At 40.4% G+C, this 23724-nt stretch carries 25 protein-coding genes; 19 read left to right on the forward strand and 6 right to left on the reverse strand.

The window, feature by feature from the left end; genetic code table 11:
* Positions 1–109 precede the first annotated feature (109 nt).
* Positions 110–859 (forward strand): SDR family oxidoreductase, encoded by a 750-nt coding sequence (locus AC0VYO_RS01185; RefSeq protein ID WP_194222517.1) that lies wholly within the window; start codon positions 110–112, stop codon positions 857–859.
* A 55-nt stretch (positions 860–914) separates the two neighbouring features.
* Here the strand turns inward: AC0VYO_RS01185 and AC0VYO_RS01190 are convergent, their stop codons facing one another.
* Positions 915–2132, reverse strand: a complete 1218-nt coding sequence (locus AC0VYO_RS01190) for a DUF819 family protein (protein WP_194222516.1) — start codon at positions 2130–2132, stop codon at positions 915–917.
* Between the two features lie 174 nt (positions 2133–2306).
* On the opposite strand from AC0VYO_RS01190, the gene mscL reads away from it, so the two are divergent.
* From mscL to AC0VYO_RS01215, 5 genes are all read left to right on the forward strand, one after another.
* The gene (gene mscL, locus AC0VYO_RS01195) at positions 2307–2813 is read left to right on the forward strand and encodes a large conductance mechanosensitive channel protein MscL (RefSeq protein WP_475367438.1); all 507 of its coding nucleotides are present in this window, start codon (positions 2307–2309) and stop codon (positions 2811–2813) included.
* A 93-nt stretch (positions 2814–2906) separates the two neighbouring features.
* A complete protein-coding gene (locus tag AC0VYO_RS01200) occupies positions 2907–3593 on the forward strand; it encodes an alpha/beta hydrolase (protein ID WP_475366311.1) in 687 nt (228 codons plus the stop codon).
* A 103-nt stretch (positions 3594–3696) separates the two neighbouring features.
* Entirely contained in the window at positions 3697–4335 is a 639-nt protein-coding gene (locus AC0VYO_RS01205) for a nucleotidyltransferase domain-containing protein (protein ID WP_430241952.1), read from the forward strand.
* A gap of 90 nt (positions 4336–4425) precedes the next feature.
* Positions 4426–4755 (forward strand): tRNA-binding protein, encoded by a 330-nt coding sequence (locus tag AC0VYO_RS01210; RefSeq protein WP_194222513.1) that lies wholly within the window; start codon positions 4426–4428, stop codon positions 4753–4755.
* Between the two features lie 95 nt (positions 4756–4850).
* On the forward strand, positions 4851–5603 hold the full coding sequence (locus AC0VYO_RS01215) for a nucleotidyltransferase domain-containing protein (protein WP_475368297.1): 753 nt from the start codon (positions 4851–4853) through the stop codon (positions 5601–5603).
* 58 nt (positions 5604–5661) lie between these two features.
* Here the strand turns inward: AC0VYO_RS01215 and AC0VYO_RS01220 are convergent, their stop codons facing one another.
* Both AC0VYO_RS01220 and AC0VYO_RS01225 read right to left on the reverse strand, forming a co-directional pair.
* The gene (locus AC0VYO_RS01220) at positions 5662–7605 is read right to left on the reverse strand and encodes an oxidoreductase (protein WP_475366314.1); all 1944 of its coding nucleotides are present in this window, start codon (positions 7603–7605) and stop codon (positions 5662–5664) included.
* A gap of 213 nt (positions 7606–7818) precedes the next feature.
* Positions 7819–8676 (reverse strand): DegV family protein, encoded by an 858-nt coding sequence (locus AC0VYO_RS01225; RefSeq protein WP_194222510.1) that lies wholly within the window; start codon positions 8674–8676, stop codon positions 7819–7821.
* A gap of 147 nt (positions 8677–8823) precedes the next feature.
* Between AC0VYO_RS01225 and uvsE the strand changes: the two genes are divergently transcribed.
* Positions 8824–9789, forward strand: a complete 966-nt coding sequence (gene uvsE / locus AC0VYO_RS01230) for a UV DNA damage repair endonuclease UvsE (protein WP_475366315.1) — start codon at positions 8824–8826, stop codon at positions 9787–9789.
* Positions 9790–10077: 288 nt separating this feature from the next.
* Here uvsE and AC0VYO_RS01235 read toward each other — a convergent pair whose 3' ends face one another.
* Positions 10078–10665 carry a TetR/AcrR family transcriptional regulator gene (locus AC0VYO_RS01235; protein WP_430241944.1) on the reverse strand — a complete coding sequence of 196 codons (588 nt, stop codon included), beginning with the start codon at positions 10663–10665 and terminating at the stop codon, positions 10078–10080.
* 129 nt (positions 10666–10794) lie between these two features.
* On the opposite strand from AC0VYO_RS01235, the gene AC0VYO_RS01240 reads away from it, so the two are divergent.
* On the forward strand, positions 10795–11784 hold the full coding sequence (locus tag AC0VYO_RS01240) for an NADPH:quinone oxidoreductase family protein (RefSeq protein ID WP_430241942.1): 990 nt from the start codon (positions 10795–10797) through the stop codon (positions 11782–11784).
* A gap of 94 nt (positions 11785–11878) precedes the next feature.
* Here the strand turns inward: AC0VYO_RS01240 and AC0VYO_RS01245 are convergent, their stop codons facing one another.
* Positions 11879–12517, reverse strand: a complete 639-nt coding sequence (locus AC0VYO_RS01245; protein WP_430241940.1) for an O-methyltransferase — start codon at positions 12515–12517, stop codon at positions 11879–11881.
* Positions 12518–12873: 356 nt separating this feature from the next.
* Between AC0VYO_RS01245 and AC0VYO_RS01250 the strand changes: the two genes are divergently transcribed.
* From AC0VYO_RS01250 to AC0VYO_RS01270, 5 genes are all read left to right on the forward strand, one after another.
* Positions 12874–13773: a hypothetical protein gene (locus AC0VYO_RS01250; RefSeq protein ID WP_430241938.1), complete on the forward strand. Its 900-nt coding sequence runs from the start codon at positions 12874–12876 to the stop codon at positions 13771–13773.
* Positions 13774–14069: 296 nt separating this feature from the next.
* Positions 14070–14552 carry a PH domain-containing protein gene (locus AC0VYO_RS01255; protein WP_475366317.1) on the forward strand — a complete coding sequence of 161 codons (483 nt, stop codon included), beginning with the start codon at positions 14070–14072 and terminating at the stop codon, positions 14550–14552.
* Complete coding sequence (locus tag AC0VYO_RS01260; protein WP_475368298.1) at positions 14545–15987, forward strand: PH domain-containing protein; 1443 nt, start codon at positions 14545–14547, stop codon at positions 15985–15987. The genes AC0VYO_RS01255 and AC0VYO_RS01260 overlap by 8 nt, the downstream gene beginning before the upstream one ends.
* Positions 15988–16069: 82 nt before the next feature.
* The gene (locus AC0VYO_RS01265; protein WP_475366319.1) at positions 16070–16723 is read left to right on the forward strand and encodes a cobalamin B12-binding domain-containing protein; all 654 of its coding nucleotides are present in this window, start codon (positions 16070–16072) and stop codon (positions 16721–16723) included.
* Entirely contained in the window at positions 16713–17483 is a 771-nt protein-coding gene (locus AC0VYO_RS01270) for an STAS domain-containing protein (protein ID WP_475366320.1), read from the forward strand. Before AC0VYO_RS01265 ends, AC0VYO_RS01270 begins: the two co-directional genes overlap by 11 nt.
* 48 nt (positions 17484–17531) lie before the next feature.
* On the opposite strand, the gene AC0VYO_RS01275 is transcribed toward AC0VYO_RS01270, so the two are convergent.
* Complete coding sequence (locus tag AC0VYO_RS01275; RefSeq protein WP_430241926.1) at positions 17532–18293, reverse strand: rhomboid family intramembrane serine protease; 762 nt, start codon at positions 18291–18293, stop codon at positions 17532–17534.
* Between the two features lie 175 nt (positions 18294–18468).
* Between AC0VYO_RS01275 and acpS the strand changes: the two genes are divergently transcribed.
* The 6 genes from acpS to ndoA all read left to right on the forward strand — a co-directional run bounded on the left by acpS (position 18469) and on the right by ndoA (position 23710).
* Positions 18469–18828 carry a holo-ACP synthase gene (gene acpS, locus AC0VYO_RS01280; protein WP_194222500.1) on the forward strand — a complete coding sequence of 120 codons (360 nt, stop codon included), beginning with the start codon at positions 18469–18471 and terminating at the stop codon, positions 18826–18828.
* A 57-nt stretch (positions 18829–18885) separates the two neighbouring features.
* A complete protein-coding gene (locus tag AC0VYO_RS01285) occupies positions 18886–20418 on the forward strand; it encodes an NAD(P)H-hydrate dehydratase (RefSeq protein WP_475368299.1) in 1533 nt (510 codons plus the stop codon).
* A gap of 60 nt (positions 20419–20478) precedes the next feature.
* On the forward strand, positions 20479–21483 hold the full coding sequence (locus AC0VYO_RS01290) for a LolA family protein (RefSeq protein WP_430241920.1): 1005 nt from the start codon (positions 20479–20481) through the stop codon (positions 21481–21483).
* A gap of 292 nt (positions 21484–21775) precedes the next feature.
* Positions 21776–22942: an alanine racemase gene (alr, locus tag AC0VYO_RS01295; RefSeq protein WP_475366322.1), complete on the forward strand. Its 1167-nt coding sequence runs from the start codon at positions 21776–21778 to the stop codon at positions 22940–22942.
* Between the two features lie 128 nt (positions 22943–23070).
* Positions 23071–23355: a CopG family ribbon-helix-helix protein gene (locus AC0VYO_RS01300; protein WP_048312993.1), complete on the forward strand. Its 285-nt coding sequence runs from the start codon at positions 23071–23073 to the stop codon at positions 23353–23355.
* Between the two features lie 4 nt (positions 23356–23359).
* Positions 23360–23710: a type II toxin-antitoxin system endoribonuclease NdoA gene (ndoA, locus tag AC0VYO_RS01305; RefSeq protein ID WP_048312992.1), complete on the forward strand. Its 351-nt coding sequence runs from the start codon at positions 23360–23362 to the stop codon at positions 23708–23710.
* The last annotated feature ends 14 nt before the right edge of the window (positions 23711–23724 follow it).

The following is a 23724-nucleotide window of genomic DNA, read 5'->3' on the forward strand; positions in this document are numbered from 1 at the left end:
CTAAAGCACCCTATGAGGGTGCTTTTTGTATACAATAAAACATTGGAATGTTTACACGTCATTCAACCGGGAACTAGAGATGTGAGGATAAAACGAAAGGTGGAGAATCATGAGTCATATTAATGGAAAAGTAGTTATTATTACTGGAGCAAGCAGTGGAATCGGCGAAGCAACGGCGAAGAAACTTGCAGGAGACGGCGCAAAAGTTGTTCTTGCAGCTCGACGTGAGGACCGCCTTGAAGAATTAAAGAACGATATTACGAACAATGGCGGAGAAGCAATTATTCAAACAACAGACGTAACTTCAAGGGAACAAATGCAGGCTCTTGCCGATAAAACCATTGAGCATTATGGACAGATTGACGTCATGATCAATAACGCAGGATTGATGCCACTATCATTCATGAATAAGCTTAAGATTGATGAGTGGGATAAGATGGTTGATGTGAATATAAAAGGTGTCCTCTACGGTATTGCCGGAGTTCTTCCACATATGGAAGAAAGAAAATCTGGACATATTATTAATGTATCTTCTGTTGCCGGTCATGAAATTATGCCAGCTGGTGCAGTGTATTGTGGTACGAAATTTGCTGTACGAGCGATTACAGAAGGACTGCGTAAGGAAATGTCTCCTTCAACAAATATTCGTGCAACGATCATATCACCAGGGGCTGTTGCAACAGAGTTAACGAACACAATTACAGATGAAGATGTTCAAGAGAAGTTGAACAATCGCGGACCAAATGGTCTTGATCCACTAGATCCAGAGGCGATTGCTGATGCCGTTTATTATGCTGTTGGTCAACCTGACAGTGTATCGATCAATGAAGTACTAGTGCGTCCAACATCCCAAGGATAATGAAAAAACCGTTCTCCATTTAGGAGAACGGTTTTTAACTTTCTAGATTAAGGTTCTAGAGCAACATTGTGGCGACCATCTTGGCCAATTGCGCACAGAGAACCGCTGCGTAGCTACCGACAACATTACCTACAATTCCCATCAAAAGTCCAACAGGAGCAAGTGAAGGTTGGAAAACAGAGGCAACGATTGGTGCCGAGCTTGTCCCACCAATATTTCCTTGTGAACCTACGGCTACAAAGAAAAGAGGGGCACGTAATAAGCGCGCTGCGATGAAAATAACAAGAATATGAATACTGAGCCACACAATGCCCATTAAAACATATTGTGGTGAATCCACTACATAAGTAAGATCCGCTCTTGCCCCTATTGTTGCAAGCAAAAGATAAATGGCTGTATAGCCGACTTTACTAGCGCCATAACCCTCTAGCTTTTTAATAGGAGTGAATGAGAACAAAATACCGATGGCAGAAATAATCATGACTGTCCATGTTGTTGTAGAAAGAACAGCTGATTGTGGAAGATTCTCGGAAATTTTCAATACAATATAAGAGACACCAAAGCCAAGTCCAAGTAATCCTAGTAGCTGAGGTACTTGAATTGGGCGTTCATTCTTACGTTGAATATCATTCATTTCCTTATTCACACTTTGAATAACGGAATCGTCCGCTTTGTTCCATTTGTTAAACTTGTGCTGGAATCCTGCTAGGAAAATCATAATCCCCATCCAGCTATAGCCGACAACAGTGTCAACGACAATAATTGGGGAAAGAATTTCTTTCGGTGTCCCCACTGCTTCAATCATTGCAGCCATATTCGCTGAGCCGCCAATCCAACTTCCTGCGAGAGCAGCAACTCCTGTCCATGCGTCAGCAGGTAGCCAAGGTTGGAAGATGGCTAGCGCAATCGGCCCGCCGATAATAACACCGATTGTTCCTGCTAGGAACATTAATAAGGCTTTTGGTCCTAATCTTAACGTAGCTGGGACGTTAGCTGATAATAATAACAGCAGGAGCCCAACTGGAAGAATATACGTAGAAACGAAGCCATATAAAGTCGACTCTTGCGGAATAATCGCAAATGTCGTTGATAGCATTGGGATAAAGTATGTCCAAATTAACGGTGGGGCATAATGAAATATCTTCTGCAGAACGTTGTTTTTTGATTCGCCAAGCATGAAGATTGCTCCAACTACAACCGTTAGATAGACAAATACAGCCATCGGATCCTCAATTAATGGATTAGCCTTTGACCAGGCTAGTGCAAATGTCATTATTGTTCACTCCTTGATGTTAGACTATAGTCGCAAATAGACATTATATCATCTAAGTGACTTTCTTCGCTTTTAAAATTAATTAAAGAAAAGTTGCGAGTATTAGAAAAATTCATAGCTTGTATTAATGAAGCATACATATTGTGTAGAGCGAGGATAAAGGAGTGAATTTCCATCGGTCTATTAAATGAATTTCGTCATTTCGCTATTAGAGGTAACGCGGCTGATATGGGAATTGGAATTGTCCTAGGCGCAGCGTTTAGTAATTTTATCGATTCGCTTGTTTCAGATATAATACTTCCACCTGTAGGTCTACTATTAGCGAGAATTAATTTTTCCGATCTTTTTATTAGTTTAAATGGGCATTATTATCCTTCTCTCTCTGATGCAAAAGAAGCCGGGGCGGCAACAATCAATTATGGAGTTTTCCTTACAACGTCCATTCGCTTTTTAATCATTTTCTTTTCGGTGTTTCTTGTCGTTCGTCAGTTGAATAGATGGCGAAAACCAGGACAGGATCCTATTAATTCTATGACTAGAAAAGAATGCCCGTTTTGCTGTACACCGATACCTTCGAAAGCGGTGATTTGTCCGAATTGCTCTACATCTCTTCGTGAAGAATTTGAACCGCCTTCACTAAAGGTTCATGTTCGGAAAGATTCAAGAACATCATTTAAGTAATAGGAATGATATGTATGGGCAACAAGCGATTAACTTTTTCTTCTGATGGGAATATAAAGTGGTAACGACAGAAGGAAAGGTGAGAGGACAAACATGATTGGTTGTTTGCTCATACATGGATTTACAGGGTCACCATTTGAGGTTGAACCTTTGGCAAATTATTTTCGAAGTCAAACGGATTGGGTTGTAGCATCACCGACACTTCCAGGACACGGTGAGAACGATTCACTTAAAGGGATTACCTTTCAACAGTGGGTAGATACAGCTGAGGAATATTTAGTACAGTTATTAGAAAGGTGCGACACGATTTATCTCATTGGGTTTTCAATGGGGGGCGTTCTTGCAGGCTATTTAGCAACGAAGTACCAAATCGATAAATTAGTATTATTAAGTGCAGCTATACAGTATATCCATCCTTTTCAAATGGTGAAGGATATAAGAGAAATGATGACTGATCTATGCAGAGGAAAGCTTCTTCAGAATGAGTTATTCATTCGCTATAGCAAAAAGGTAAAGACAACGCCACTCCTTGCTTCATTAGAATTTCGAAAGCTTGTCCAACACCTCAAGCCATCCTTCGAACAGGTCTCTATTCCAACGATCATTTTACAGGGAAAGCTTGATGGAATGGTACCTTATAAAACCGCTGATACGATTTATCAGTTGATTCGTTCGGATGAGAAACAGGTTAGATTGATGGAGAATTCAAAGCATTTGATCTGCCACGGGGAGGATCGGGATGAGGTTATTCATACGGTGTACCGTTTCCTTACAAACTAGCGGGATGATTGTTTATAAAACAAAGAACTTGCTTTTAACTATAAAGAACAGCTTCATACTTGCTAGCTCCTTCTTAGGGTCTCGGTGAAAAGGAGAAAAAGAGATGCGAAATCCACTACTTACTCCAATAATGATTGAAAAATACGCTAAACGACTTGTTGTCCGATTGAAACAACCATCGTTATCTGGGATTGTTTTGACTGGTAGCTTTGCTAGAGGGGAAGCTGGTCCATATTCCGATCTGGATATCTGGTGTTTTTATAAGGAGCTCCCAAGTAAGTCGCCATGTCTCCCTGAACTAACGGGTATTTCACTTGATCTAAGAGAAGTTAGTCTACAGGAATTTAGTGAAATGGCTGATGGGTCAAAAGAGTATGTGGCTCCTTGTTTTGAGCAATTAAATGTATTTGGAGAAACACCTTTTGTCCTTCCTTCAAGAAATAAAATCAAGGTTGGTCTTATGAGCCTGCTACAGTCTATTGATACTCGCTTGCAACAGTGTGTGCCACCAATCAACCACTACGAATTATTAAATGACATCATGTACGCCCTTCGCATCGAACAGTTCTTCAAGACTTCACAATACCCCCTCACCCTATCTGAACTATACGCTATACAATTTGAAGAGAGCGATCGCTTCCTAGTAGAGTGTTATTCTTCATTCTTATTTGGAGAGCGACACAAAAGTGAGGATGAAATTCATAGCGGGATTCATCTTTTTATGGAGAAGAGATTGGAATAAGAAGGATTTTAAAATCATCTCGAGAAACAAATGGTAGAGGTATTGAAAGAAAATGATACTATACTTAGATGAAAAGGCAGGGTGGATGAAGTGGCGACGTTTGATGATTTTATGAAACTTGATATTCGTGTTGGGGAAATTATTGAAGTGAATGATTTTAAAAAGGCTAGAAAACCAGCTTATCAATTAAAGGTAGATCTGGGGGAGGAAATTGGTATCAAGAAGTCCAGTGCACAAATTAAGGACCTGTATAACCAGGATGATTTAATCGGTAAACAGGTGATGGCAGTGGTGAATTTCCCCCCACGGCAAATTGCAGATTATATGTCTGAAGTACTTGTATTAGGCGTATACGGAGATGAAGGAGTCGTGCTAATACAGCCTGATCAAAAAGTGAAAAAAGGTGATAAATTAGGATAAGGAGTGCATATAAGCATTCTTTTTTTCTTGTCTATTTACTTCCAATCCCTATATAATGATTTAATATCTAAAAAATGTAAAAATGAGGTGAGGGAGTGAAGCAAGAAGAAGCAGTTCGACTGATATCTAACAGTCTGGAGCAAGATCCTCTCGTAAAAGCAATTTTCCTTAAAGGATCCATGGGGCGAAACGAACATGATGAAAATTCGGATGTTGATCTTTATTGTCTTGTAGAAGAGAACGATGTGGAGTTGTTTCTTAAGAATCGAAAGCATCATTTAGAAGCATATGCTAATCTTCTCTTTTATGATGAAATTTTCATTATTGCTCCACAGATCATCGCTGTGTTCGATAATATGCTCCATCTTGATTTATTTACAGTGACAGCGGAATCGTTGGTAGAGAAAGATTATTGCAAAGTGATTTATGATCCCAACAATCGGTTGAGTCATTTTAATGAGGAGTTAACCTTATCGAGGCAGGAGTTTATCAATCACGTGGATGATACAGCTTTTTTCTTATTTCAATACGAGAAGTCCAGAAGAAGAGGAAACGATATTTGGTCTGTTCATATGTTAAATCAAGTTATGCTTCATTATTCAAGAGTGATATTGCACCGTTATCATCCGGATCGAGCTCAGCTTGGTTTAAAAGCATTGGATGGAACACTGAAAGAGAAAAAGGTTGAGAAGTCGAAAGAAATTTTTCAGTTTATGACGATTGAAGAGCATGAGAAATCTGCTAAGTTTATTCGAAACTGGTTGAAGGAAGAGGAAGATTGGATCATAGAGCAGTTAGAAGGTACGGTTTATAGTGTGCCTTTTCTTAAACGTATGATTTGGAATTGATATAGAACGAAAAGAAAAGGCGCTCTCTGGCGTCTCTTCTTTTCGTTTTGGGACCTAGCTAGTTAATCGATATGGTTTCGGGTTCAAACGCGATTTTAGCACCTTCATAAATGGCGCGTTTCGCATCTAGCTCACCAGCAAGACGAGCGCCACCGATAACTGCGATATCAACACCTTTTTGTGAAAGCAATTCGCATTCACGGGGTATATTCGATTCCTGCCCAGCTGCGAGAATGATGGTGTCGGCTTCGAGAAATTCTTTCTCGCCTGTCTCTGCATTTCTGATTGTAAGACCATCCTTTGTCATTTCTTCATATGAGAGATTCGTTCGAAACTTCACACCATTTTGTTTTAAATCCTGCAACATCGCCCATTTAGTTGTTTTGCCAAGGCCTTCACCCATTTTTCCATTACGTCTTAGAAGGAGAATGTTATTGATTCCTTTTTCGATTAAGAAATGAGACACATCGCATCCGATGCCACCGGCCCCAATGATAATCACATTTCTGCCCACAGCCACATTACCAGAAAGAACGTCTGGATAAGCGATGGAGTGTTCAATACCCGGAATAACCGGTTGCCGTGGTGTCACACCAGTTGCTACCACAACAAGATCTGGTGAATGATTTAAAAGCTCTTGTTCTGTTGGTTTATGATTTAAATAAATCTTAACGCCTAATCGGTTTAGTTCCGTTGTATAGTAGCGAATGGTTTCATCAAATTCTTTCTTGATTGGAATTTTTCTAGCCAGGTTAAACTGCCCACCAAGCGCAGAGCTCGCCTCATAAAGTATCACGCTATGACCTAATTCAGCATGAGCTCTTGTAGCTTCCATGCCAGCGACGCCTCCACCGAGCACAATAACTTTTTTTATATTTTCAGCTTTCTTAATGGTCCACTTGTGCTCTCTGCCAGCCCTGGGATTAACAAGACAAGAGACGGCTTTGCCTTCGAAGGCATGATCAAGGCATGCCTGGTTACAAGCGATGCATGTGTTGATCTGATCAAGTGCTTGTTCCTTCGCCTTCACTAATAGATGTGGATCGGCCAGGAAAGGTCTAGCCATTGAGACCATATCGAGTTTCTGAAGTAACTCTTCAGCTAGAACCGGGTCATTAATTCGATTACTTCCAATCACCGGGATGGTCACCGCTTCTTTAATTTGTAGAGCGGGTTCAATAAAACCAGCACGAGGCACCATCATTGAAATCGTTGGGACTGTTGATTCGTGCCAACCGATTCCAATGTTTAGAATATCAGCGCCATGGGCCTCTAATTTTGTAGCTAGTTGAACGGTTTCTTCTGGTGTTGAGGAGTCGGGTACTAAATCGAGTCCAGACATACGAAAAATCACTGGATAATCCTCTCCGACTGTTTTTCGAACTGCTTTAAGGACTTCGATTGCAAAACGGGTGCGATTCTCAAAGTTTCCGCCCCATTTATCTGCTCGCTTATTTGTTCTTGGTGATAGGAATTGATTGATTAAATATCCTTCAGAGCCCATGATTTCTACTGCGTCAAATCCAACCTCTTTCGCTTTCCTGGCAGCTTCTGCATAGGATTCAAGTAAATTAAGAATATCAAGTTCATTTAGTTCCTGGGGAGTTTCTCTGTGTATGGGCGATTTGATAGGAGATGGAGCGACAGACGGAATGCCGTTCATCTCAGAGTAAGCATATCGTCCAGCATGAAAAAGCTGTGCCGCAATACGCCCATTTGCTGTATGCACGCTGCTTGTTAATCGTTTCATGACTCGAAGATCATCGTCTCGATAGAATCCTAGAAAATGGTGTCCACCATCGCCTTCAGGTGAAACAGAAATCCCTCCTGTGACAATGAGACCTGGCCCGTTCTCTCCTGACCGTTCAGTATAAAACGAAATGAGAGCATCCTCTTGATCCTTATTACCTTCCATTCCAAGGTGCATGGATCCCATCATTACTCTGTTCGGCAGGGTTAATCTCCTTAATTGAATTGGTTTAAATAATTTTTCCCATTTCATAACTGCTCACCACACTTCTTTGTTTTGAACACATTTCGATGAATGGTCATTCATTTCCTGTAAAGAAAGCGTTTTTTTATTTTAAATTTTTATTTTATTCAAGGCAATGGTAATGAATGTTATTGATTTTTGGCTCATTTGAGTAATCAACAATATGAGCAAACATAGATTTATCCAAAAAAAAGAGCGCAAAATGCGCTCCCTAAATGGATATTAATTTTTCTTGAATGCGACAAGAAGGCCACCTTCGCCAGCATAAGTGCCAATAAGCGGCCCCATCGTCGAAAGGATGACGTTTTTAAATTTATAGCGTTCTTGAATTTGCTCGATTAATGCTTTTGCTTTATCCTCACAATTACTATGAGCTACAGCAATGACTTTATCCTCAAAATTATGCCCATACTCGCCAATTTTTTGTATGAACTGGCGTACTGCTCGCTTGTTTCCGCGGATTTTATCAAGGACCTCAAGTGAACCATCGTCATCACTTGCCTTCATAAGTAATTTAATATTCAAGGCAGAAGCAATCGTTCCTCTTACACGATCGAGGCGTCCCCCCTTGATAACGTTCTCAAGGGTGTCTAATAAAAACATTGTTAGCGTATCTTCTGTGTATTCATATGCTTGTTCAACGATGGATTCAAAGGTTTCGCCGTCACGAGCCATTTCTGCAACGTGATAAACAATGATCCCAAGACCTGATGAGGCTGTTTTTGAATTGATGACTTCGATTTTCCTGTCAGGATGTTCCTCATGAAACATTTTCTTTGCAAGTACAGCATTGTCATAAGTAGTGCTTAATGCTCCGGACAGCGCTATAACAAGAATATCGTCCTCAGGACTTGCTTCTTCAAATTTTGTAAGAAAGTCCTGTGGTGCTGGGGCAGAGGACTTAGGAAGTTCTTTCGATTTTTTTAGTTTTTGGTAGAACGTTTGCGTATCAAGATCTACTCCAGCTTTGTATTCTTCTTCACCAAAGAGAAGGTTGAGTGGAACGACCGTTACGTTCAATTCATTTAGCAGTTCTTCAGGGAAGTCGACGCTGCTGTCAGTAATGATTCGAGTTGCCATACAATTACCCCTTTTTTGTTATTACCCGCATCCAGGTATTATGTCTATTGTACCACGCTTCAACGTCTAATCGAACGTAAGTTGTGGCTAATGAATTAAGAATGGAATGGAGAGCCTAATAGAAAGATGTTTGGAGGTGAGAATGGAATGACAATTATTCGGCTAGGGTATGTCGCAATGAGTACAGAACTGAATAACAGCTCTCCGTCTCAGACGATGACATATGCTCAATTTCAAAAAATCCAAGATAGAGAAGCTGCTATTCGGAAACTGGAGCGGATTGCAATTTCAAATCTTGAGAACTGCCTACGTCTTCTTAAGCACAATAAAGGGAACGAGATTCATTTTTTTCGCTTTAGCTCAAGGCTAATCCCGCTTGCCAATCATGAAGCCCTTGAAGGGTGGGATTATCTTTCTCCACTAAAGAAATCGTTGAAACAGGTAGGTGATTTTGCAATTAGAGAAAAAATGAGGGTGGACTTTCACCCGGATCATTTCGTCTTACTTAATTCACCTAAGAAAGAAATTTTACAAGCATCGATTCAAATGCTTTCTTTGCACGTGCGCCTTCTTGAAGAAATGGGACTTCCTTCAACACATCGGTGTGTCCTTCATGTAGGAGGAGCCTATGATGATAAGGAGAAATCACTTGAACGGTTTATCCATAATTGGATGTATACCCCACACAAAATACAACAAACCATTATTTTAGAGAATGATGATACAACGTTTACGCTCCTAGATACTCTTTATTTATGTGAGAAGTTAAACGTGCCGCTCGTTTTTGATTATCATCATCATGTGGCGTGTCATAAAACAAAAGATTGGGTGACAGAATGGGGGAGAGTGGTTAATACTTGGAGAGACTCTTCACTACCTGTTAAGATGCATATTTCTTCTCCTAAGAGTGAAGAGGATTTTCGAAGTCATGCTGATTATGTAGATGTTGATTGGTTCTTTTCTTTTCTAAATGAAGTCAAAGGTAGCACAGACCAAATTGATTGTATGATTGAAGCCAAGCAAAAAGATGCAGCGCTCTTTCAACTGATGGAGAGAATTAGACAAAGAAGTGATGTTGAACTAATTGATCAATCTACGTTTAAACTAAAGTAAAACCGGGCGTGCTTGGCCCGGTTTTACTCTGTGATTTTTTTGCTTTTTTGTTTAGTGGAAGGCTTTGTTTGGTTGGCATGTTCAACAGATTGAGACAGCTCTTTTTTCATGCCGCGTTTTTTCTCCTGAGGCAAACGTCATTCCTCCTTTACTTGATGTTAGCTTGTCCTTTCTCAGTTGTTTTATTAATAAGAGTGAAAGGCTGACTTGTTTTTTGAGAGAATGAAGTTCAATAGGAAATGTGGAGCTTTTCATTGAAAAGTAGCACGGGTCGAAAAGTAGCAAAAGTTAGTTTTGTATATAGGAAAGCACGCTTCTGTAACAAGCTGTTTTATATGCGCTATGTTGTATATGGTCACCCGTCATCATCCATTGAATCATATAACCGTCTATCATGGCCCTTATTGTTCTCCCTGCCTCTTCGTTATCAATCGTACGAAAGGCGCCCTCTTTCTTCCCTTGCTCGAGAATCACTTTAGAGATGGATGAACAATTTTGATAAAAGCGTTCATTTATTTCTCTGTACCGTTTGTTTTTGGTTGCCTGCGCAAGAAAATCTAAATATACACGGTAGAATTTCTCATTTTCTTTAGGACCTACAAACACTGTATTTAAATATGCCAGAAGCATGTTAGTTGAAGTTGTTTCTTTTTCAACAGCCAGCTTCTCTTTTTCGTATATGCGATCGGTAATTTGAGCGAGCAGATGAGCAAGTACGTCCTCTTTGTTCTGGAAATAATAATTCGGGACGCCTTTACTTACGTCTGCATAATCAGCTATGTCTTGAAGTGTAACCGCCTCATAGCCTTTATCAGAGACGGCTTGATAGGCTGCTTTAATAATCTGCTGTCGCTTTAACTCAGCTTTACGTTTCATCTCATTCCTCTCCTTACAGTGATCATTATACACAAACCATATGTGTGATTAAAGAATTCAGATTAATTGACCGGTCAGAATAATTTCTGTTAAGATGAGTCCGAAAGAAAGTTGAAGGAGGGATCCTAGATGGATCAATTTAAAGCTTTAGTTGTTGATAAGGTTGATGAGAATACAGAAGTATCGATAAAGAATTTAACGAAAGACGATCTTCCTGAAGGAGATGTGTTAGTTAAAGTTCATTATTCTAGCGTGAACTATAAAGATGGGTTAGCTACTCATCCAAAGGGAAATATTGTTAAGAAATATCCCCACATCCCTGGTATAGATCTTGCAGGTGTTGTTGCTGAATCGGATCATCCAGATTGGAAGGAAGGAGATCGGGTCATTGTTACTAGCTACGAGTTAGGCGTGTCACACTACGGTGGGTTTAGCGAGTATGCAAGGGTGAAATCAGATTGGATCGTCCCACTTCCTGAAGGGTTGTCTTTTAAGGAAGCAATGGTATACGGGACAGCAGGATTTACGGCAGCTCTTTCCGTGTATCAACTTGAACAAGCTGGTGTGACGCCTGAAAAAGGACCAGTTCTTGTGACAGGTGCAACGGGTGGCGTAGGAAGTATGGCTGTTGCTATTCTAGCTAAAAAAGGGTATGAAGTGGCAGCAAGTACAGGGAAAGAATCAGAATACGATTACCTGAAGCAACTTGGTGCGACACATACAATCGGTCGAGAAGAAGTAGCCCCTGAAGGATTTAAGCCAATTGGCAAGCAGAAGTGGGCAGGCGCAGTCGATCCCGTTGGAGGAGAAACGCTTGCTGCTGTTTTAAGTAATACAATGTACGGTGGCGCAGTTGCCGTAAGTGGTCTTACTGCAGGCGCTAAAGTTCCTACAACTGTTTTTCCGTTTATTTTAAGAGGAGTTAATTTACTTGGAATTGACTCTGTCTATTGTCCAATGGAAAAACGGAAGGAAATTTGGAAGAAAGCCGCTGACGAGTATAAACCGTCTGAGCACCTTGAAGCGATTCAAAATGAAGTGACACTTGATGAACTACCTGATGTGTTGAGTTCTATTCTAAATGGCAAAGTACGTGGAAGAACAATCGTAGCATTCTAAATAAGAGGGCGATGTTAGGCGGTTTCTTCGCCTTTCAGCTAACAAAAAGAAGGGAGAGCAATGCTCTCCCTTCTTTTTTGTATATTTCTTCTAGTTAAGGTTTTACTCTACAAATCGTTAAGCCATCGCACAAAGGCAATAGAATGGACTCAACTCTATCATCAGTTGCTATTTGTTTATTAAATGTTCGAATAGCTTCCACATTCTCACTATGAATATCTTCATCGAAAACTTTATCACCTTGAAGGGTATTATCAGCTACGATGACTGCTCCGGGAGTTGCTAATTTTAGTGCCATAGTAAAATAGTTAGGATAGTTCACTTTATCAGCATCAATAAAGAAGAAATCGTATTGCTGGCCGGCATTATGGAGAGATTCCATATTTTGAAGAGCGGGTCCTATGACATACTTCACTTTATCGCCAAGTCCAGCTCTAGTGAGGTTGTCTTTAGCAACATTGGCGTAGGTTTCTTCTAACTCCAGGGATGTGAGGGAGCCTTCTTTCTCAAGAGCACCTGCGAGCATGATGCCACTATAACCGCCAAGTGCACCGATTTCCATTACGTTTCGAGGTTTTGCAATACTTACGAGTAGAGCTAGGAAGCGTCCTACTTCAGGTTTAATTGAGATTGCGGGCATACCATTTCTACGAATGCTTTCATTGACTGATTGAAGTGCTGTGTCTTCATTTCCAAATAAATTGCGAATATACTCATCATGGTTGCGTGCCAAGTGAATCTCATCCTTCCTGAAATTAGTGGATTCGTAATCATTGTTATGCAGAAGAGAAAGGGTGTCAAGGTAAAAGTCGTCCTCCTACTACTGTTTATTCACTAGTAGTAAAGAGAGCATGTCCCGGTTAAGTGGCTTGAATAGGGAGTAAAGTCCTGGTCCATTCCACAATACTTGGGAAAGTAGGAAACAATTCGCTTAATTAATCCGACGAAAGTTATTGTTATTTCCCAATACCCCCTTGACGAATTGTTTGTTAAACTAGTACTAACAGCAAGGATCGGTTATAAATATCTATCCTTTTTCCTACTTGCCTAAACGGAAGAAGGCAGCTGATTATGAAGGGAGAGTTTAGAATGCCGTTAGAGCAAGGGAACAAAGCACTTAAATCCGGTGAAAATGCCCATCACAATACTAAAACATCTGAGCGGGTCAATGTACCCAAGCTACCAATCGCAAGTGAAGAAGGCTTTTCTAATGTTGTAAGGGATTCAAACCAGAATTATTGGTTTACCAAGCAACTTTCATCTAACCATGTCGAGGTTTATGTCTTTGTTCACCACCTTGCTCAATTGAGAACATTTCAAGTAAACGGGAAGCCAAGTTTCTATGAATATCCTGAGTCAGTTTGCATAGCTTGTGAAGGGGAAGAATGGAATGGATGGATTTATGAGTTCGCAAAGGAAGACCCGCGAATCACACACCAGTGGCATGTGAATGGCATTTTCTGTGATCTAAAAAGAAAAGGAAATCAGCTAATTGTTTCTTCTTACCATGTTGAAGGAAATGAAGCTCTTTTAACAACATTCGGTGACAAAGGAAAAAAAGTGATCCCGCTAGAAGCTGGATATTCTCCAGTTAATATGATGATCGCAGAGGAAGGCATATATATTGCTGCACTATCGATCTCAGCTTCTTATCAAGATCAGATTCTTCTTCTAAATGATTCTTATCAGATAAAAAATTCCTTTAAGCTCGACTTTTCTCCAAGAACGATTCACTCCTGGAACGGGAGCTTAATTGTTCATGGCATCAATGGGCGAACAGGGAAAAGTGATCAGCTCGTTTATATATGCTCCAAAACAGGACATCAAGAAAAATTCCCTATCCCAAGTAGTGAGCTTGTTCAATGTTCAGATCAACATCTAACTTTCTACAACGCTGACTCAAAAATACTATCGATTTGGGATCATGAACAAAAAGAAATCATTAGTATGAGAGAATCCGAACGACCATATGTATCAAAGCATTTTTAATTCTGTCATGCTCATAAACGTTATTAATTTATTGGGCCTTTATCCTTTATAAGGACTTTTCGCTCGAAATGAGCCAGAATCGAAAAATCAATATTATGGACTAATATAGTTTTGATTTTAGAAAAAACTTGAGCTGAATGTCGCTCAAGTTTTTTGTTTTGTGAGATTTTGATGAAATGAAAAGGTGAATGAAGAAGGAACAAAGAATACAGTTAGAACTAGTGATAGAGGACCTTAATAAACATGATATACTAATTTAAAGAAAATAGAAGATACGAGGTAGAAGGGGGAAAAGAATGCGACTGGAACCTTCAAAACAAATTGATCCACAAGGATTGAAAGTTTGGCAAATTACTGGTGGACTGGCTTCTTTACTAGCCATTGCTCTCCTATGTGGCCTGTTTGTTATTCATTTAATGATAGTACCAATTCCTATATGGACATTGGTGATAAGCTGCATACTTGCTTTGCTCTTTTTCCTATTACAAACCTGGATTTTACCGAGATTACGATGGTCAAAATGGCGGTATGAAGTAACAGAACATGAAATTGAGCTTAAATATGGCGTTATTGTAGTGAAGCGAACGTTGATTCCAATGGTTCGAGTTCAACACGTTGATACAAGACAGGGCCCACTTTTAAGAGCTTATCGTCTATCATCTGTGACTATTTCTACTGCAGCAACGACTCACGAGATTCCAGCTCTATCAAATGACATAGCAGATGAGCTAAGAGACCGTATCTCCGTGCTTGCAAGGGTGGCGGAAGAAGATGTCTAATAAGAAACGTCTTCATCCAGTGGCTATGTTATTATCCCTTTTAAGATACGCAAGAGAAGCGGCGCTCCCTCTTATTTTCTTTGTTTTTGTTGGGGGCGGAAGCGGCTATGAATGGTGGCACGTTATAGCAATAGGGGCACTCTTATTGTTTACGATCGGAAATGGTGTTCTTGGTTGGTTTTTTTATACATATCAAGTCGAAAACAATGAGCTTCGAATTCATCAAGGCTTTATATTTCGAAAGAAAAGATTCATTCCACGTGAAAGAATTCAATCCATTGATTTTTCTGAAGGTCTTATTCAACGTTTGTTCAGTCTTGTGAAAGTTCAAATTGAAACCGCTGGTGGTGGTGGCGAACCTGAAGTGGTTATGTCCGCTCTAAGACGTGAAGATGCAGAGTTATTAAGAAGTGAACTTTATGATAAAAGAAAACCAATATTAGATGAAGAAGTGGAAGAACTAGAAAATCCAAAGACATTCGAATATAAGCTTTCATGGCAAGAGTTACTTATAGCGGCATCCACGTCGGGCGGTATTGGCGTAGTGATCTCGTTCGTTGCAGCCTTTGCTTCCCAAGTGGATGATCTTCTTCCTGATGCATTTTATGAGAGTATGACAGAGCGAGTGATGGAGGCTACCCTTCCATTTGTATTACTTGCTGTTGCCTTTTTATTATTAGTCTCCTGGATCTTCTCTGTTTTGGGGACTGTTTTGAAGTACGGAGGGTTCATTCTCACTCGAATGGAGAATGATTTAATCATTAATAGAGGGATATTAGAGAAGAGACAGTTAACGATTCCTGTGCATCGTATTCAGGCCATACGCATTGTAGAGGGGGTTCTTCGTCAACCGTTCGGCTTTTCTGTGCTTTATGTGGAGAGCGGTGGTGGCGGTGGAAAAGATGAACAGTTTTCAACGATTTTATTTCCGCTTATAAAGCGTCAGAAAGTTACCGAGTTGCTTGCAGAAATTCTACCTGAATTAGCGATCCATGAAGAATATGTCTCCTTGCCTGTTCGTGCTAGGAGAAGGTATTTTTTTCGATTCTGTATCCCCGTTCTATTACCAATAGGTGTCATTAGTTACTTTGTTCCATATGGCGCTATGTCGATATTGTTGCTACCGCTCTTTGCTCTGATTGGTTATCTTCATTATCGAGATGCTGCTTCTGGTGTGAAAAATGACGTGGCGCTGTTACAATTTAGGCAAATTGGGAGAACACGTGTCTATGTTTCTCGTAAGAAGGTTCAATCGCTGGAAATCGAGACGAATTTCTTCCAAAAGCGTCGAAAATTAGCTACATTTAAGGTATCGATTTTATCAAGTCTTGCTGGAAAACAGTTTAGAGTGAAAGACATCGGTCATTCTCATGCAGAAGAACTGTTAAATTGGTATTCCTATCGTTCAAATAAAAGTAAGGATAATAAAGAGTGAACTTCTTCTTGCAGAATGTCACGTCATATGAAATAGCAATACTTTTAGAGGGATCATTCATCTTATAGAAAGGGGTGTGAACATGGCGATCAATATTGAAATGTTAACAGATGACTTTCTTGAAGGTGATCAAAATCAAGCATGGGAAAGAATAATGGAGCATTCTGAGTTGCTGGAAAACAGTTATTTAACCTTCGAAGTTCTTACAAAAGCGATGCATCGTATTGGAATACTATGGGAGGAAAATAAAATATCTGTAGCGGACGAGCATTTAGCTACAACAACTTGTGATTATGTTCTATCACGATATGCGCATTTTAGAAAGATGGCGAATCGGAATTCAGAAGGACCAAAGGCTCTTTTTCTTTGTATCGAACAAGAGCAGCACTACTTGGGAGTGAAAATGATTTCATTGCTCTTTGAGGAATACGGATTTCAAACAAAGCTTTTTGGAGCAAATTTACCTCTTGAGTATACTTTAGATCAAGTTAAGAAGTGGGAAGCATCAGTAGTAGGGATTTCAGTCTCTATTCGTTACCATGCGGAGCGCTTAAATCGATATGTAACCGAACTTGAAGATTTGCCACATTCACCTGAGATAATAGTAGGAGGTAGGCTTGCATCACAATATGATTTGTCTAGCTACTGCTCTGAACAAACTACGCTAGTAGCTGATTTGTATCAGGTACGTGAATGGCTTGAAAGTTGGAAGGATAGTGTACAGTATGATTTATGATATAAATGATCATCCTCTTCCAGCTTTTTTAATTGATGAGACATTGACGATCCTTTCACAGTCCGAAAATGCTGTGAAAGCTTTCTCATTTCATTCGTCTTTCTTAGATCTAGTTGATCTTGATAGCAGAGATAAAGCGGTACGTATGTTGAGCCCCTCTCAAAATGAAGTTGAGTTAGAATTGGTCATGAATACGGTTCAGTCGCCCTATTCTCTTTTTCAGGTTTTTGCAAAATGGTCAAGTGGGATCGGGCAGATAGTTTGTATCAGACAGGATGATCGTATTGAGAAGTTGTCCACTATGCTACAGAAGCAACAGGAGAGACTAGCAGATACAAACTTTGATTTATTAGATAAAAAGGAGGAGCTTGAAGCTGCTTTATTGAAAATAAAGCAGCTATCAAGCCCCTTCTTACCAATATCTAATAATATGGGGATTATTCCTTTGTTTGGTGAACTTGAAAAGGAGCTCTTTCTTGTTAACGAATTAAATCTTTTGCAAATTTTGAACAATGGAAAGTATGAACGTGTGATTCTGGACTTTAGTGGTATTGGAGAAATTGAAAATAGCGGTGTTCTTCCGCTGTTATCGTTTTGCTCAATGCTCGAAGTTACTGGCGTTTCCGTGGTTTTATGTGGGTTAAAACCGAATCATGTGCTTCAATTAATGAAGTATGATTTTGAATTAAATCAAAACTTTGAGGTTACGGGAAGCTTAAAAGATGCTGTAGATTATTATTTAAAACAGTCTTTCATGTAAAAAAACCAGTGATTAGTTAAAATCACTGGTTTTTTTGTGTGAACTTCGTTAAACAAATCTTGCTATAAAACCAATTACGACGAGGAAAATGAAAATTCCCCATAGAATTTTTCCGCCGCGACCAGACCCTGTACGGATTTTCCTCCGTTGCCAACGATTTGGTTTAAACCGTATTTCTCCACTGTCTGCCGTTCGTCTGACGCGAATAATGCCGCGATTGATAAATGGTTTAGCTCCAATCAAAAGAATAGGTGCCAGAGCTGCCCCGCCTATAAACCCAAAGAGATGACCAAGAATGTTGATATTAGGACTTACAAATGTCATTACGAGTCCTATTCCAAGAATCATTAAAATCAATTGTGAATTTGCTTGATCAATTAATTCTTTGCGATAGAAAGCCATATAAAAATATATCCCAAAAAGCCCAAAGATTGCACCAGAAGCACCCACGTGACTGAAATTACTATCTTGCAAATAGAAGGTGGCAATATTGGCGATAATTCCAGCCCCGAAGTAGCCAACCAAGAACTTGGCTTTCCCTAACATCTGTTCTAAAGCCGGACCAAAAAGATAGAGGGAAAAGGAATTGAATAAAACGTGGGCAAATCCACCATGTAGGAAGATCGGCGTAATGAGTCTCCAATATTCACCAATTTCAATCGCTCGATTGTAGCCCACCCCAAGTCTTAAGATCGAATACAAACCAAAAAGGTTTACGAGAACAAAGAGGAGGATATGTATACCAATAAGTATGGAAATGATAGGATAATAACGGATAAATGAGCGAAAATCTTCATTTCGCACAAACATAATTCGACCACCTTTTTCAGAGAATTTATTATCAATTCAGTTCAATGGAATGTTGTAGGAGTGGCTGGTAAATTAAGCTCACTCGTTTTCTTATTAGTTTAGCATAGCTAGAGGTATAATCACTATTGAAAACACTATGCAGGCTTGTGACGAATTAGTACGAAGGAGTATAGAGATGATTAGAGGAATCGGAATAGATATGATTGAGATTGATCGTATCAAACAGGTTGTTCAGAGGAATGCTGCATTTGCTGGGCGTATCCTAACTGAACGTGAACGTAGAGAATATCAGCAAATAAGTGGGCATAGAAGTGTGGAATTTTTGGCGGGACGTTTTGCAGCTAAAGAAGCGTATGCAAAAGCGAGGGGTACTGGGATTGGTAGACTTAGCTGGCAAGACATTTGTGTGCGGAAATCGCCAGAAGGTGCGCCGTATATTGAATCAGCCGATCAAGATGAGAAGATACATATATCCATTTCACATACGAAGCAGCATGCTATTGCACAAGTAATTATTGAGTGCTCGTCAAGCTAGTCTGCATAAGGTGGAGACTTGCCTCATATAATTTACCACGGTCAGGAGGGACCTGTTGTGAGAATCGTATCCGGAGAAGAAATGTATGAAGCAGACCGTTTTGCCATGGAGGAAATCGGGATTAGCGGTGTGATGTTGATGGAAAATGCGGGGAAAGCTCTATTTGAGGCGATGAAGAGCAGAATTCAAAAAGAAAAGCGTGTGGCTGTATTAATTGGCACAGGGAATAACGGAGGCGACGGTTTTGTTCTGGGAAGATATTTAAAAGAGCATGGATATGATGTAGATATCTGGTTGATTCCACCATATTCAAAGATAAGGGGAGACGCTAGAACTCACTTCGATATTTATCGTAGCCTCTCGTATTCTTACAAATCGTATGAAGACGGAGTTGCATTCGCTCGGGACATTCAAAACTATTCTGTAGTTATCGATTGTCTTCTAGGACTTGGCTTATCAGGGGCAATTCGTGCTCCATACGATGAGGTAATTAGGCAATTGAATCGGTCTTCTGCAACGGTTTTATCTGTTGATCTTCCGAGCGGTCTACATGCGAATGGAGGATACGTGGGCGAAGGCGTTCCGGTTCGTGCGAATAAAACTTATACGATTCAGTGTCCAAAATTAGGAGCCTTCCTTTATCCAGATGCCGATTTTTATGGAGATTTAGAGGTAGTTGATATTGGTCTACCACAGGCTGCTTTTTCATCTGTATTCAATAGAGAACTCTGGCAAAAGTCAGATGTACATCGCACGCTTTCTGATCGATCGGCGTCCTCTCATAAAGGAAGCCATGGAAAAGGGCTGGTGATTGGAGGATCAAAGGGAATGGTTGGAGCGCCTGTTATGACAGCGAAAGCTGCCTATAGGAGCGGAGCGGGGTTAATTCAGGCTTCAGTACCTGATGAAATTCTTTCTGTGGTGGCTGGAACAGTCGTTGAAACAATTTTCCAGGGGTGGTCATCTCGCGAAGGATTTTTCTCTGGAGAAGTGCCGGAGGACCTTTCTTCTTTCGATGGAATTGCTGTTGGTCCAGGTCTTGGGAGAAAACCGGGGTGTAAATCAGTCGTTGAAGCAGCGTTATCAACAACTTCCCCCCTCATTCTGGACGCAGATGCTTTGTACAACCTGGCAGAATTGAAAGGATGTCTGAAGGCAAGGGAAACACCGACTGTGCTAACGCCCCATCCTGGAGAGATGGCAAGGTTAACTGACTTGCCAATCGAGGAAATTCAGCGTAAGCGATTCGAGATCTCTCGTTCATTTGCTAAAGAATTCGGTGTTTACCTTGTATTGAAAGGCCCGAATACGATTGTAACTTCCCCAGATGGAAGTCAGTTCGTTAACACAACAGGTAATCCAGCGCTTGCTAAGGGAGGAACCGGTGACGTCCTGACTGGTATGGTACTTGCTTTCGTTATGCACAGTTCGTCCATCCAAGAAGGGATAAGCAATGCGGTATTTCTACATGGGCAAGCAGCAGATACCCTTGTTCAAACGACTCACACTACTCTTGACGTACTGGCGACTGATGTTATTGCTACGATTCCAACCGTTCTGCATTCATTTCTTAACCAACATCACGGATAGGTTTTTCACATGACAGGAACCTCCTTTGTCGTTTTAAATGAGGCAAAGGAGTTGGATAGAGTGAAAAAGTTCGGAGTCGTTTTTCTTATCGGAGTACTGATGCTTGTGGCACTATCGGGATGCGGACAGAAAAGTCAGCAGGATGTTGTAGATGCTTTAGACAAAAAGTTGAATGAGATGGAGAGCTATAAAGTAAATGCCAAAATGACGCTTGAAACAGGTGAAGAACCACAGCGTTATGATGTAGAGATCTGGTACCAAAAGCCCTCTTTTTATCGTGTTGAGTTAAAAAACGCTTCAAAAGAACAGAGTCAAATTATCTTGCGTAACGATGAAGGGGTATTTGTTCTGACTCCTGCTCTTAATAAAAGTTTTAGATTCCAGAGTGATTGGCCGGAGAATGGTAGCCAGGCCTATCTCTATAACACGCTTGTTCTAGATATACTAAATGATTCTGGAGCAGAATTTGAAGCAAAAGAAAATGATTATGTGTTTACAACGAAAACAAACTACCAGAACAAGAACTTATCAAAACAGTCTATCCAATTAAATAAGAAAGACCTTGCGCCAGAGAAAGTAACCATTATGAATCAAGATCAGAAACCTCTTGTTGATATTGAATTCTCTAATATGAAATTCAACGCTTCATTCGATAAGGGTGCATTTGATATGGAACGAAATATGACAGCTGCTCAGTTAGAAATACCTGTCATTGCTACAACAAATGAACCGTTTGAAGTTGTGTATCCAATGTACGAACCACAAGGCACAGGTCTTACAGATGAGAAAGAAGTAGCCACAAACAAAGTTATGTTAAGCTTCACTGGTGAAAAGTCCTTTACGTTAATAGAAGAGAAAAGTGAGGCGGTGCTCGAAACAAGTGCTCCTGTCTCGGTAGGTGAGGGTCAACCGGTGGACTTAGGCTTTACAATGGGTGTCATGACAGATACGACAGTTACCTGGAACCATAATGGTGTTGATTTCTTCCTGGCTTCAAATGATTTAACTCAAGAAGAGATGGCGTCTGTGGCAAGGTCAGTGTATGGTATGACGGAAATTAAATAACACTTCAAAGAGGTTCAGCTATGATTACATGGCTGAACCTTTTTTAGAAATAGCTATAGTAAACCATATTTAATAGCTTCCAGCGCTTGTCGGAATTAACGAGACACTTGCGCTTTTATTGTCTAGCTCCAGTGTCTAGTTCCTCGAGTCGCTTCAGCTTTTCCCCAGAACACAAAGGGCGTGTTCAGGAAAAAAGCTTCCAGTGCTTGTCGGAACTAAACGAGACACTTGCGCTTTTCTTGAAATCTCCTAAAATAGAGGGCAGAGTGATTTGTTTTAGGAGGAAGTTGGAATGGACAATCAGGCGTTTTATCGTGAAACTTGGGCTGAGGTTAATCTGGATGCCATTGAACAGAATGTAAAATCATATAAGCAATATGTGCCGAAAGATGTTTCCATCATGGCTGTTGTGAAAGCAAATGGGTATGGACATGGAGCTGTTGCGACAGCTAAGAAGGCTTTAAGCGCTGGGGCTAAATACCTTGCGGTAGCTATTCTTGATGAGGCACTTGCACTTCGTGAAGAAGGAATTGATGCTCCCATTCTTGTATTGGGATGGGTGCCTCCTGAGTATGTGAAAATGGCAGCAGAACATGACATTACCCTTACTGCTTTCCAAAAAGATTGGATCGAACAAGCTGCGAGAGTACTAGGGGAATTACCACTTAATATCCATTTGAAAGTTGACACTGGGATGGGGCGTCTTGGGATAAAAAAGGAAACAGAAGCAACCATGATTATAGAAAGGTTAAGAAAGCACACTTCTTTTATCGTTGAGGGGATCTACACTCATTTCGCGACAGCGGATGAACCGGATAATGCTTTCATTGAATCTCAAATAGCAACTTTTAAAAAAATGAAAGATTATTTTCGAAGAGAAGGTATTGAGCCTAAATGGGTTCATCTTGGAAATAGTGCAGGAGCGATTCGCTACCCTGATCGAATTGGAAATTTAATTCGTATCGGTATTTCAATGTATGGATTGATTCCTTCTCAAGAGATGAAGTCCATTCAACCTTTTGAGCTTAAACCTGCATTTAGTCTTCATAGTCAGCTAGTTAACGTGAAGCAAATGAGCACAGGAGAGCCGATTAGCTATGGGTCTACGTATCACACAGCTGAAGGGGAATGGATTGGAACAGTTCCTATTGGATATGCTGATGGATGGATACGTAAACTAAGTAATGCTTATGTTCTCATAAATGGCGAGCGTGCACCTATTGTGGGCCGTATCTGTATGGATCAACTCATGGTTCGTCTTTCTTCTGAAGTTGAAATAGGAACTCATGTGACGCTAATTGGAGTACAAGGTTCAGAGGAAATTACAATAGATGACATTGCTGAACGACTTGAGACGATTAACTATGAAATTCCTTGTATGATAGGACCGCGCGTTCCGAGACTTTTTCGTGAAAACGGAGAAAAAAAAGGCGTAATGAATACAATTTTAAAAAAATAGTAAAATAAAAGAAGGATTTTGGAAGAATATGATGAAATAGTCTTGTGGAAAGTTGTTTTGCAATGCGTCGTTTGCAATGGTAAGATTAATGGTGGAATACAATATGAGTAGCAGTGCTTCGGAGGTGTATGTTTGTGTCAGAGGCAAACAAAAAATCGATTGTTGTAACTCTCCCACAACATATTTTAAATGAGGTGGATGGTATTATTCAACAGGAACAGCTTGATCGTAACGAGTTCATATCACAGGCCACGACAATGTATATTCGCGAACGAAAGAAGCGACAAATTCGTGACGCCATGCGCCAGGGGTACATGGAGATGGCTAAGATTAACTTGAACCTTGCAGCAGAAGCCTTTCTTGTTGAGGAGGAAGCAGAGCACACCGTGGACCGCTTAGTAAGCGGGGTGTAGTGGCTTGATTGTCAAACGAGGTGATGTGTATTTTGCTGACCTTTCTCCTGTTGTAGGTTCTGAACAAGGTGGGGTAAGACCCGTCTTAATTATTCAGAACGACATTGGGAATCGTTTTAGTCCTACTGTCATTGTTGCCGCAATTACTGCGCAAATCCAAAAAGCTAAGCTGCCCACACATGTGGAAATTGATGCCAAGCGTTACGGGTTTGAACGTGATTCGGTTATCCTGCTAGAACAAATTCGTACCATTGATAAACAGCGTCTAACTGATAAAATCACTCACCTTGATGAGGGTATGATGCAAAGAGTGCAAGAAGCTTTGCAGATCAGCCTTGGACTCATTGATTTTTGAAAACGTATAATACC

The sequence above is a fragment of the Anaerobacillus sp. 63XJN7_4_ISO-PGPR-S23-413 genome, assembly GCF_056173725.1.